This window comes from Streptococcus infantarius subsp. infantarius ATCC BAA-102, assembly GCF_000154985.1.
Lineage (GTDB): Bacteria > Bacillota > Bacilli > Lactobacillales > Streptococcaceae > Streptococcus > Streptococcus infantarius.
Window position 1 is genome coordinate 1 of the sequence record NZ_DS572691.1, and the last position, 11,942, is coordinate 11,942.

The following is an 11,942-nucleotide window of genomic DNA, read 5'->3' on the forward strand; positions in this document are numbered from 1 at the left end:
GAGCAGAGCAGAGCAGAGCAGAGCAGAGCAGAGCAGAGCAGAGCAGAGCAGAGCAGAGCAGAGCCTAAAAAGGCTTTTTTTGGCGTACAGTTATTTATTTTAAAAGTCACTTTTTCGTGTATCTATATAATAGTTATACGAAAAAGTGACTTTTTGTGTCTCTTAAATAGCAATGATTTTATATAAAAAGGTAAAAAACTCTATGAATGAACGTACACTGAAACAATTAAAAAAGATAGAACTCTATGAGATTTTGTTGGCACAAAGTAAAGAAATTGACAGATTAAAACAAGAGTTAATAGAAACTCAACAAAAGTTAGAAAATAAGCAGATTATCATCCAAGAAGCAGGATCATTGGCAGACGCCGCTCTCAAATTAACTAAAATTTTTGAGGAGGCGCAGAAAGCTGCTGATATTTATCTTAAAAATATTACGGAGAATGATGATGAAGAAAAATAAATCCACTAAACCACATCCTCTCCCTGAGACGACTGTTATTGAACAAGCTTATAAATCAGCACAATACCGTAAAAACTTTTTGGAAATGTTTAGAAGCACTACTTTTATGTTAATTGTGGTTGCTGCCTTTGCTGTACTGGTTGCAATACTATTTTTACCAATTTTACGTATTTACGGCAAGTCTATGAAGGGAACCTTGAATAGCGGAGATATAGTTGTCTCTGTCAAGAGTGGTAATTTTGAGACTGGTGATGTTGTTGCCTTTTATTATAATAATAATATTTTGGTGAAGCGCGTAATTGCAGAGTCTGGTGATTGGGTTGATATGGATGAAAAAGGAAATGTTTATGTTAATGGAAAAAAACTAAATGAGCCCTACTTGAGTAAGAAAGCCTATGGTAAAACCAATATTACCTTTCCTTATCAAGTACCAGAAGATCGTATTTTTGTTATGGGGGATAACCGTGAAGTGTCGATTGATTCACGAAATACTTCTATCGGAGCAGTTTCAGATGAGCAAATTGTTGGACGTTTAGTTTTTAAAGTTTGGCCTCTTTCAGAAATGGGAATCATTGAATAGTGGCTTTATTAGTTAATATGAGAAAGGAGGATGAAAATTTATGAAGAAATTTTTTAGGAGAGAATATTTAGCTCAGTTCAAGGCTAAGTATAAGAAAGTAATTGGTGCTATTGCTGTAATTGTCTTCTTTGTGACGACCTATGCTTTGATATTGCCAACATTGACTTTAGATAGTAATGCTGCCAATCAAACGCCTGGTATTAATACGGAACAGTCTGGCAGTGTAGATGACAATACAACAAGCACTTCCTTGAGCACAGAAAATTCAGATTCGCAGGCTGTTTCTGAAACGAATGTGTCTAGCCGAGATGAACAGCTAGTTACTACAGATACGACTTTGATTGCAGATGATAAAAATTATCAAGTAACAGCTGATATAACAGCTGAGGCTAAATTACCAGAAAGTGTGGCACTTGAGGTTAACCAAGTTAAGCCAGAGGAAGATACTTACCAGAGTAAACTACAAAAAATACAAGACACTTTGTCTTTAAATACTGTGGCAAATATTAGGCTTTATGATATTGCTTTCATGCAAGGTGATGCTGAAGTGGAGCCGTCTGCTTCTGTGAAGGTGACCATTACTCAAAAGGATAATTTTGAGGCTAATAAAGATAATCTAAAAGTTGTTCATATCAAAACGGATGGTTCAACAGAAGTATTGGATGCTGAAGTGGCAGGTGATGGTAATCAGGTAACAACAGTTACATTTAATAGTGATAGTTTTTCTGATTTTGCTTTAGTTGATACTAGTACATCTGATGATTCAATATTAAATAGTTCATCAACAGGAACGGATGTTGACGCTTCCGTGGAGAGCACAACAGAAACAGAGACGACGTCACAGAGTTACACCGTGACCTTCTACAATGACGATAGCGAAATCACTTCAACGCAAATTGAGGCTGGGACAGCATTAACAATTCTGCCAGAAACTCCTTTCAAATCAGGGTATCGTTTTGATCATTGGGAAAATGCAGAGACGCATGAAACTGTCACAGCAGATACGATTGTGACGAGTGATTTGACGGTTAAAGCAGTTTTTACGGAGATTTCAATTTATACGGTTACCGTAAATTACTATTATCACAATAATAGTGCCAATCAGGACGTCACCTTTGATAAGGAAATCTTCCAATTGGAAGAACGGGATACTCCCTATCAAATTACTCCACCTACCTCAACTGAAGTTAAAAGAGAAGAAGATAGTACTTTAACCGCTGATGCAATTTATTACTCACAAGAAGCAGTTATTGAACTCAAGTCAGGTGATTTGGCAATTAAGGATGAGTTAGATGGAAATATTGATGGTAAGGTGACCATCAATTTACAGTACGTGCCTTATACCGCCGAGTATACAGTACATTATATGTTGAAAAATTTAACAGATGATGACTATACTGAGATTCAGAGTGTTACCAATCACGGTGTTCTAGGTTCTACAGTAAGACCTCAAGTTTTGTCTTATGATTATGCTACTTTTGAAAAAACAGAAGCGACAAAATTGACACAATCACAGGGACAAAATCTCTATGTTTATTACACACGCAACAGCTACACGCTTTCCTATAATACCAACGGTGGCTCTTATATCCCTTATCTGACAGGTCTATACGAAAGTAAAGTTAGTCTGACCGATAATGTGCCGACAAAAACGGGCTACACCTTTGTTGGTTGGCATGAAAAGGAAGATTTATCAGACACTGCTAAAACCAGTGGAACGATTACGCTGGATAGTGATAAGACACTCTATGCAGAATGGAAAGCTAATACTGTTAATTACACCATAAAATACTATAAAGAAGTTTATAATAATGCTACGAGAAAAACGAGTTATGTTTATGATAGTGCTGTATCAGCTAGTGGAAAGGTTGGTACTACCGTTCAAGCTGATCAAGCTCCTGCCTTGACAACAGTTCCAACAGGATACAAACGTGAAAGCGCCTATGGTATGAATGCTAACTCTAATGTTACGATTGCAGCTGACGGTACATCGGTGCTGAAAGTGTATTATAGTTTGATAAGATATACGCTAGTGTTTAATTTGGATAATAGCTCTACTGCCACTGGCTATACAGACTATCGGGGGTCAAATATTACACGAAGTATGACAACAGGTCGTATTTCAATAAAAGGTGTTATTTATTCCGGCTCTACCTACAGTATAAAAGATGTTGTACTTGGTCAAGATATATCAGGCCTCTGGCCTTCGGATACATCATCTACATCTCCTGAAGTTTATGATAGCCTATCTCAACATAGTTTTATATACCAAGGGCGTTCATATTATTATTCATTGTATTTTGATTACTGGTCGAGTGGCAATGGCAATAATAAGACAAAGCGCTATGAGTTGACAGAAGATTTAGTTGAAAATGCTAACGACAACCATGTTGTTACCTATCGAGCTTATTGGACACCAACAGGAACGATTGCTAGTGTAGAATATTGGCTTCAACAGGCAGATGGCTCTTATACGAAATCAGACACATACAGTCAATCTTTTATTCGAACAAATAAATTAGTTGCTAAAGAATTATTTGGTTACACGTACTTGGGATTAAATCAAGTACCTAGTGGTAACTATCAACCTTCTCAAACAACTACCAATCCGTATGTTTACCGTTTCTACTATAACCGTAATAGCTACAATATAGATTATTACTATGGTAGTAAACGATTGGAAACTAAAAATGTCCTTTATGAGGCTGACATTAACTTTCCAACCTATAACTATACGCCTGAACGTCCGTCAGGTATTGATGCTGATTACACTTGGGGAGGTTGGTATACGGATGCTGGTTTGACGGTGCCTTATACCTTTGATACTATGCCTTCCCATAACCTAGCCCTTTATGCCAAGTGGGTTTCGCCAACTTTTAATGTGACTTTTGATTTGAATGGTGGCGATGGAGTAGCGCCTACGACACAAAAAGTTAAAAAATACAAAACAGCAACTTCGGTAGCAGATCCAAGTCGTCAATATTATAATTTTGATGGCTGGTACACAGCAAAAGAAGGTGGTGAACGCTACGATTGGTCACAGCCGGTAACCTCAGATACCACACTTTACGCTCATTGGTCCTTGAAACCATTGACCTACACAGTGCGTTATCTTGACGCGGACAATAATAACAATCAACTAGCAGCGGATAAAACAGTTACCAGTCCTGCGCTAAATTACCAACAAGTGGTTAGTGAGAGTGCTTTAGCTATTACGGGTTACCACCCAGATGCTAATAGCAAGAGCGTTGTGCTTGATTATGATGCCGACAACAATATCATCACTTTCTACTACACCAAGAAGTCTGCTCAAGTGTCTTATCGTGTCGACTATGTTTTGAAGGACAATCCGACAGTGAAAGTCGCTGAGAGCAAGTCGGTGACAGTGGACGGTAGCACGATTTCAGTTAAAGAAAGTGCGGTCACAGTTGATAAAGGTTATCTGGCTAAGCAACTCGACACGACGCCTGAACAACTGGATGATTACTATGCTCTGACAGATGTTGAAAGCCTAACCTTGACCTCAAGTTCAGATAACAACGTTATCACTTTCTACTACGTACCTTACGACAAGGCTCATATCACGGTTAACTATCTAGATATGGATGGCAATCCGATTGTGGGGCAAGAACCTTTGAACACGACACGCAAGAAACCAAGTCAATATACTGTCACTCACAAGACTATTAGTGGCTACACTTATGCTCAGTCTAAAGATAGCAATGGTGATAAGAACAAAGTTAATTATAAGATTGACAAGGGCGATAACATCACCATTAATCTCTATTATCAAAAAGATCTTTACATCGAAGCTGTCAGCAAGGAAAAAAATTATGACGGCATCGCTTTGGAAAATAGTGGCTTGACTGACCTCAAAGATAGCTACAAAGAACTACTGGAAACAGATGATAGTTTGACAGGGATTTCCTTCACAGGTAGTCAGATAAACGCGGGATCTAGTGCGGTGACACCAAGCATCGCCTTGGTTAGCAGTTCAACTGGCAAGGCGCGGAATTATTACTATAATATCATCTATGTCGCGGGTACTTTAACGGTTAATAAACAGTCTGTCACCGTTATCGTCAATGGTCAAGATAAGGAAAAGACCTACGACGGTGTAGCAAAAAGTATCAGTTATGACGACTTGGTCATTAACGATAGTAGTGGTCTTTACAAAGAAAGCGACATCAGATTTACAGGTGACAAGACCTTGTCGGCAACGGATGCTGGCACCTATAATCTGACTCTACAAGGTAAATTTACCAATAGCAATGCTAACTTTGAGGTAACTTTCCAAGTAAGTGACGGTCGCCTGCTGATTAAGCCACGTCCTGTTATCTTGACCTCGGCGACTGCTGAAAAAGGTTATGATGGCATGGCTTTAACAGCCCAAACAGTAACTGCTAGTGAGCCAACAGCTGACACAGGTTTTGTGACGGGTGAGGGTCTGCTCTATGATGTAACAGGTAGTCAAACAGCTACTGGCTCGTCTGACAATACTTTCACTTATACAGCTATGAATGCTGCTACCAAACTGTCTAACTATGACATTGCCACAGTCTATGGTCGCTTGACTGTGACACCAACGGTCAATATTCAAAAGACCAAGACGGATTGGACAGCCTTGACAGGTGGTAAGTTTGAGATTAGCAAGTGGAACGGCAATACTTGGACATCTATTGATGGCGTATCGGATTTGACTATCACTTCAACTGATGGTGTGACTATTCCTGTTGGTCTAAATACTGGTCGTTACCGTATCACAGAGACAGCGGCGCCCGATGGCTATGTTATCCTTGATAACTCAGTTTATTTTGCTGTAACAGAAAGCCAAGCAGAGAATGGTCAGTCTAGCTTTGCCATTTCCCTAACAGATGAAAATGGGAATACTATTTCTAGCTTAGAGAATGTGAAAGTCTTGGAGGGAAATAGTAGTTATAGTACACGTATTCAAATTGCTAATGAGACTGGAAAGGCACTACCTCATACGGGTGGTAGCGGTCGTATGTTTTACGTGTTAGTCGGACTAGCTCTGATGTTGGTTACTCTGGCTTATCGTCAATATCAGAAACATCGTGAAAGGAGTGATTTGCCTTAAGAACTCCTAAAATACGTTAAGGGCTTGATTCTAACCTAACTTTTACAGTTTTTTTCTAAAATTATCATTATGAAAAGAAAGAGGATTCTCATGAATAACCTTAAAAAGATTTTAACTCCCTTTTTGACCGTCCTCGCGTTGGTCTTTGTGTGTGGTGCAGTAAGTGCACAAACAGTTGACTCAGGTGCTGGTGGATCAGCAACAATCACTATCAATAATGCTTCTCAAGGGCAAACCTACACGGTTTATAAACTCTTTGATGCAACTGTTGATGGCAATGGTGCCATCTCTTACAAATTACCAAGTGGTAAAACTTCCCTTGAAGACGGTTCAACTTGGTTTGAAGTAGATGCCAAGGGCAATGTCACTGCTAAAGAAAATGCAGATGTGTCATCTGATGCCTTCAAAACATGGGCAGCTAGCTTTGGTACCCAAGCAGCTACAGCAACAGCTGAAGACAACACTGTCACATTTACCAACCTTGCCTATGGTTACTACTATGTGCAATCATCACTCGGTGCGACGATCACAGTTGATAGCACAAATCCAGATGCGACAATCAAAGATAAAAATACCACTGCACCAAATATCCCAGATGACAATAATGGCGGTGGTAAACATATCCTTGTGAATGGTGAAACAGTTGATAGCACAACTGCCAAAGTTGGTGACACAGTAAATTATCAAATCAAATTTGAAGCAACTAACTATGTTACAACTAAAACAGATTCAAAACAAATCACGAAGTATACTATTATTGATACACCAACAAATTTAAGCATTGATCAATCAAGTGTGAAAGTCCTTGTTAAAGGAACAGAAGCTAAAGCTGCTAATGTTTCAACAACTTTTGATGATGCTGGTAAAATGACTATCGTCTTAACATGGGCAGATAAAAGTGGTAAAACCATTTATGACTCACCAGCTGATGTTGTCATTACTTATAACGCTACTGTTACAAAAGGTGCTGCTGACGCTGCTGCAACCAACTCAGCAACTATTGGCTATAATACAGCTGATAACCCTAATGAAGATCCTACACCAGTCGATCCTGACAAACCAACCGATACGACTGAGGTTAAAACTTACCAGTTTACTTTAAACAAAGTTGATACGTCAAGTAATCAATTGACTGGTGCAACATTCAAACTTTATGATGCTGCAACAGATGGTAACGAAATTAAAGTCGTGAAAGTATCTGATGGAGTTTATCGTGTTGCAGAAGCAAGTGAAGAAGGTACTGAAATTGAAGCTGGTTCAGCTATTATCAAAGGTCTTAAAGGGGATGATACGAAATATTATCTTGAAGAAACTAAAGCGCCTAACGGTTACAACATTCTGACAGAACGTAAAGAAGTAACAATCTCATCAACAGAAACAAATACTTCAAATGTTATCAATAAAGCTGGTGCAGAATTGCCTTCAACAGGGTCATTTGGTACTAAGGTATTCTATCTTGTTGGTTCAATATTACTCATTGGTGCCTTAATTTTCATGATTTCAAAACGTCGCATGAATAATATGTAATTTTATCAAATAGAGTTATCTTCGGAAGGTTTGGCTTAATCGCTTTTTCCGAAGATTTTCTCTTTAAATCTAGTTCTCATACTTATTGGGACTAAGTTTAAAGAGAGGAACATACAGAGCACGGAGAAGGGAGGTGGTCAGCTGATGATCTGGCTAAAGCAAAAACTTTCTAAATTCGCTTTGCCATTTATTTTTATTATGGGCTTAGGGTTACTGACCTATCCGACTATCAGTGACTACTGGAATTCTTTTCATCAGTCTGAAGCTATTATGTCATACACTAAAAGTGTGTCCAAGATGTCAACAGAAGACTATAAACGCATTTTGGCAAGTGCCAAGCAGTATAATGCAACGCATGGTATGGATTGGAATTTTTCAGATGAGGATAAGGCAGCCTATGAAAAAGAACTTAATTTTAATAATGATGGTTCTATGGGCTACATTGATATTCCCAAAATTAACGTTAAGCTGACCATTTTCCACGGCACAGATGAATCTGTTTTGCAAACGTCTATTGGGCATTTGGAGGGAACTTCCTTGCCTGTCGGTGGAAAAGGAACACATAGCGTTCTATCAGGGCATCGTGGTTTGCCATCGGCTAAGTTGTTCTCAGATTTGGATCAGTTACGTGAAGGGGATACCTTTACTATTCATGTTCTCAACGAAACTTTAACGTATGAAGTGGATCAGATTCGTGTGGTAGAACCAACAGATTTATCTAATTTAAGCATTGATCCTGACCAAGATTACGTGACTTTAGTTACCTGTACCCCATACGGAATCAATACTCACCGCCTCTTGGTTCGTGGGCATCGTATTGCCAATTCTGATGGTGATGCAAATGTCATATCAGATGCTGTGCAGATTAAGCCGATTTATATTGCACCATTTCTTGCGACTCCTATTTGTGTCGTTTTACTAATGTATATCTTTATCATAACAAGTAAGCACTACCGTAAAAAACACGCCAACCGCGTTGCGAATTACTTAGCTCAAAAAGAAATTAATTATCGTCCACAAGTTGATAGAAATGTTTATAAAGGTATTATTGAGCAACTAAAAAAATTCTTTGAAGATAGTTAAATGAATTAGGAAAGCTATATAACCGCTCTTTGTCAACTGTAATAGGTGTCAAAGTTAAACTCTAGCGAGAACAAATGATGTTCTCGCTTTTTTGATGTTTAAAGCGAGGTAAATGCGTTTTTTAAAGTTGTCAAAGTTCCTGTAACCAAAAGTGTTTCGTTTAATATCTTTGATGAGTTTGTTAGTAGCTTCAGGTTTGACGTTAGAATAAGGGAGTAGCATTAGTGATGTATTTCTGATAACGGATAAAGGCTGTAGTATTTTTCAAGTTGCGGAACGTGTTTAAAAATCTTGTCTAAACACTCTTTAGGCGTTAACGTTTCTCTGAAAGTCCTTGAATAAAAAGCATTGGGCGATAATTTTCGACTATCCTTTTGAATGAGTTTCCAGTAATATTTTAGAACACGGTATTCAAGAGTTTTTTCACGCCCATAAATAGTCACTTACTGCATTCTATGAAGTTAGATAAAAGTCACACTATGATAATAAGATATATTGACTTAGCTCAGTAAAATATTTGTTGCACTTAATAATTTGATTTTTATTTATAATCATTATAAATAAGTAGTTTTTTTGGAACTATTATAATATAATAGAAGTATGAAAGAGGTGAATAGAATGTCAAACTTCAAAAAATTACTTACAACTCTAACTATTGCACTATGTGCATTGGTTATTAATTTTATTCTTCATAAACCAGATTTGGCCTACATTCTAGTGGCTATTGCCGGCGGTATTATGTCTTTATCAATGCTTATTGATATGATTAAGACTTTAAAATCTGGTCAGTACGGTGTTGATATTCTAGCTATTTCAGCTATTATTGCTACCTTACTTGTTGGTGATTATTGGGCTAGTCTTATGATTCTCATCATGCTTACAGGTGGGGAAAGTCTTGAAGATTATGCCAGTAAACAGGCCAGTCGTGAATTACGAAGTCTTCTTGATAATAGTCCCAAAATTGCACATCGCTTGATTGGACACGAGTTGGAAGATGTTCCTGTTGAAGCTTTAAAAATTGGTGATGTAGTCGTCGTTAGACCTGATGAGATGGTGCCAGTAGATGGACGTATTTTACGTGGAGAATCTGATTTTAATGAAGCCTCACTGACTGGTGAATCTAAACCAATTGAAAAGAAGGTTGGAGATAATATTTTATCTGGTTCTATGAATGGTTCAAATTCTATCCAATTTGAAGTTACTTCACTGGCTGAAGATAGTCAATACCAACAATTGGTGAGATTGGTAAAAGAGTCAACTTCAAATCCTGCACCATTTGTTAGACTTGCTGATCGCTATTCAATTCCTTTTACAGTCATTGCTTATGTAATCGGTGGATTTGCTTGGTTTGTCTCAAAAGATCCAGTGCGTTTTGCTCAAGTCCTTGTTGTAGCTTCGCCATGCCCCCTAATATTAGCAGCCCCTGTAGCACTGGTTGCTGGCATGAGTCAAGCATCAAAGAACGGGATTATTATTAGAACAGGGACAACCCTAGAAAAGTTGTCTGGTGCAAAATCTGTAGCTTTTGATAAGACGGGTACTATTACACAAGGAAACCTAGCTGTCAATCAAATCATCGCAGTTGAAGGGACCACGGAAGAAGAACTCATTCAGCTTGCAGCAAGTCTTGAACAAAATTCATCACATATCTTAGCACGTTCACTAGTACAATACGCTAAAAGTAAAGGTATTACATTTTTACCTGTCACATCAGCAACTGAAGTAACGGCTCAAGGTATCATAGGAAAGATTTCAGGTAATGAAGTTTCAGTAGGCAAACCGAGCCTTATCAAAAACTTTAGTTCTGAAAATCTTTCAAAAGAAACTAGCATTTATGTTGGTAAAAACGATCATCTGCTCGGATATATTACTTTTAAGGACTCCGTTCGACCTGAAGCTAAGGAAACAATGCAAAAACTCCAACAAATGGATGTTGAAAACCTAGTTATGCTCACTGGAGATAAAGATTCAGTCGCTAAGGAAATAGCAGAGCAGGTTGGTATTAATAAAGTCTTCGCAGATTGTTTACCACAGGATAAAATTAAGCACTTAAAAGATATTGGAATCCAAGATAGACCAGTTTTAATGGTGGGAGATGGTGTAAATGATGCCCCAGCCCTTGTAACAGCAGATGTCGGAATTGCTATGGGTGCTCATGGATCAACAGCAGCAAGCGAGAACGCAGATGTTGTCATCATGAAAGATGATTTGAGTAAGGTCGTACAAGTTATTGCTATTGCAAAACACACCATGAAAATCGCTAAACAATCTGTTTTAATTGGCTTATTTGTTTGTTTAGTGCTAATGGTCATTGCAGCAACAGGTGTCATCCCGACTTTATTAGGAGCTATACTCCAAGAAGTTGTTGATACGGTTTCAATTCTCTCAGAATTACGAGCACGTAAAAATGTGTGATATAATTGCTTGAGATTCAATCTGTCAATTAAATTAGACATAAAAATCTATGTTAGATTAGATGATACACTACCGATGATAATTATGAAGAAGTTATTTTCTATATTAGTTGTTTTATTATCAGTGCTATGTTTTTTAGGTGGGGAAAAGGGAGTATTAGCTGAATCTAATAGTTTAGAGACTTTTCGAGGTTATGTAAATAATGATGGTAAGAGTAGCGAAAGCCGATTAGGTATTAATAATATTTATATAGATGACAATAGTCAGACTATTGTAGGGTACTGTTTTAATATCAAAAAGCAGTATTCTAGTATGTATGGAGATCGGTATACTAAATGTACTAATGTAACTGTGGAGCAAATGAAAGAGAACAGTAGCAGTACATTGGAAGATGCGGTGTTATACGATTCGGTTATGAAAGTTTTATATAACGGTTATCCAAATAATGGGAGTAGCATTCAACAAAAGTATCAGTTAACTGATGATCAGTTTAGAGGAATTACTCAGCTAGTTATTTGGAAATTCACAGATAGCTATACAGGGTATTCGTTTAGCTCTGACAATTTAGAAAATGTTTATAATGAATTAAGGAATGTTTCACAGTTAACTTATCCTTCAAATTTTAAATTAAATTTGTACCTAAGTACAAATCCTTATGTACAAAATTTTCTGGCAGCAGAAATGTTGCCAGAAAATCAAACTGAATACACAAGTGTATCTGTCAATAAAGTTTGGGATGATGCAAACAATCAAGATGGATAACGTTCAAGTGAAGTTAC

Annotated in this window: 8 protein-coding genes and 1 pseudogene; 8 read left to right on the forward strand and 1 reads right to left on the reverse strand. The window is 37.6% G+C overall.

Going from position 1 to position 11,942, the window contains the following annotated elements; all coding sequences use genetic code 11:
• The 6 genes from STRINF_RS10490 to STRINF_RS04550 form a co-directional block, all read left to right on the forward strand.
• A partial coding sequence (locus tag STRINF_RS10490) for a hypothetical protein (protein WP_006531847.1) occupies nucleotides 1-186 on the forward strand: 186 nt, incomplete at its 5' end.
• Nucleotides 187-202: 16 nt separating this feature from the next.
• Nucleotides 203-460 (forward strand): hypothetical protein, encoded by a 258-nt coding sequence (locus STRINF_RS04530; protein WP_012962535.1) that lies wholly within the window; start codon nucleotides 203-205, stop codon nucleotides 458-460.
• A complete protein-coding gene (lepB, locus tag STRINF_RS04535) occupies nucleotides 447-1,040 on the forward strand; it encodes a signal peptidase I (RefSeq protein ID WP_012962534.1) in 594 nt (197 codons plus the stop codon). The genes STRINF_RS04530 and lepB overlap by 14 nt, the downstream gene beginning before the upstream one ends.
• Nucleotides 1,041-1,080: 40 nt before the next feature.
• Nucleotides 1,081-6,138, forward strand: a complete 5,058-nt coding sequence (locus STRINF_RS04540; protein ID WP_006531850.1) for an InlB B-repeat-containing protein — start codon at nucleotides 1,081-1,083, stop codon at nucleotides 6,136-6,138.
• Between the two features lie 90 nt (nucleotides 6,139-6,228).
• On the forward strand, nucleotides 6,229-7,665 hold the full coding sequence (locus STRINF_RS04545; RefSeq protein WP_043878340.1) for a SpaH/EbpB family LPXTG-anchored major pilin: 1,437 nt from the start codon (nucleotides 6,229-6,231) through the stop codon (nucleotides 7,663-7,665).
• Nucleotides 7,666-7,809: 144 nt separating this feature from the next.
• Nucleotides 7,810-8,748: a class C sortase gene (locus STRINF_RS04550; protein WP_006531852.1), complete on the forward strand. Its 939-nt coding sequence runs from the start codon at nucleotides 7,810-7,812 to the stop codon at nucleotides 8,746-8,748.
• Nucleotides 8,749-8,802: 54 nt separating this feature from the next.
• Here the strand turns inward: STRINF_RS04550 and STRINF_RS09905 are convergent.
• Nucleotides 8,803-9,173 (reverse strand): annotated as a pseudogene (locus STRINF_RS09905) (transposase); the annotation flags it as partial.
• 193 nt (nucleotides 9,174-9,366) lie between these two features.
• Here STRINF_RS09905 and STRINF_RS04555 point away from each other — a divergent pair.
• Together STRINF_RS04555 and STRINF_RS10495 are read left to right on the forward strand one after the other, a co-directional pair.
• Nucleotides 9,367-11,163 carry a heavy metal translocating P-type ATPase gene (locus tag STRINF_RS04555; RefSeq protein WP_043878341.1) on the forward strand — a complete coding sequence of 599 codons (1,797 nt, stop codon included), beginning with the start codon at nucleotides 9,367-9,369 and terminating at the stop codon, nucleotides 11,161-11,163.
• Between the two features lie 84 nt (nucleotides 11,164-11,247).
• Nucleotides 11,248-11,925 carry a thioester-forming surface-anchored protein gene (locus tag STRINF_RS10495; RefSeq protein ID WP_223903575.1) on the forward strand — a complete coding sequence of 226 codons (678 nt, stop codon included), beginning with the start codon at nucleotides 11,248-11,250 and terminating at the stop codon, nucleotides 11,923-11,925.
• Nucleotides 11,926-11,942 lie beyond the last annotated feature (17 nt).

Excerpts from the sequence above, each read along its gene's own strand:
- STRINF_RS04555 (WP_043878341.1), top strand. The coding sequence starts at position 9,367 with ATGTCAAACTTCAAAAAATTACTTACAACTCTAACTATTGCACTATGT.
- STRINF_RS10495 (WP_223903575.1), top strand. The coding sequence starts at position 11,248 with ATGAAGAAGTTATTTTCTATATTAGTTGTTTTATTATCAGTGCTATGT.
- STRINF_RS04530 (WP_012962535.1), top strand. The coding sequence starts at position 203 with ATGAATGAACGTACACTGAAACAATTAAAAAAGATAGAACTCTATGAG.
- STRINF_RS04545 (WP_043878340.1), top strand. The coding sequence starts at position 6,229 with ATGAATAACCTTAAAAAGATTTTAACTCCCTTTTTGACCGTCCTCGCG.
- STRINF_RS04550 (WP_006531852.1), top strand. The coding sequence starts at position 7,810 with ATGATCTGGCTAAAGCAAAAACTTTCTAAATTCGCTTTGCCATTTATT.
- STRINF_RS04540 (WP_006531850.1), top strand. The coding sequence starts at position 1,081 with ATGAAGAAATTTTTTAGGAGAGAATATTTAGCTCAGTTCAAGGCTAAG.
- lepB (WP_012962534.1), top strand. The coding sequence starts at position 447 with ATGAAGAAAAATAAATCCACTAAACCACATCCTCTCCCTGAGACGACT.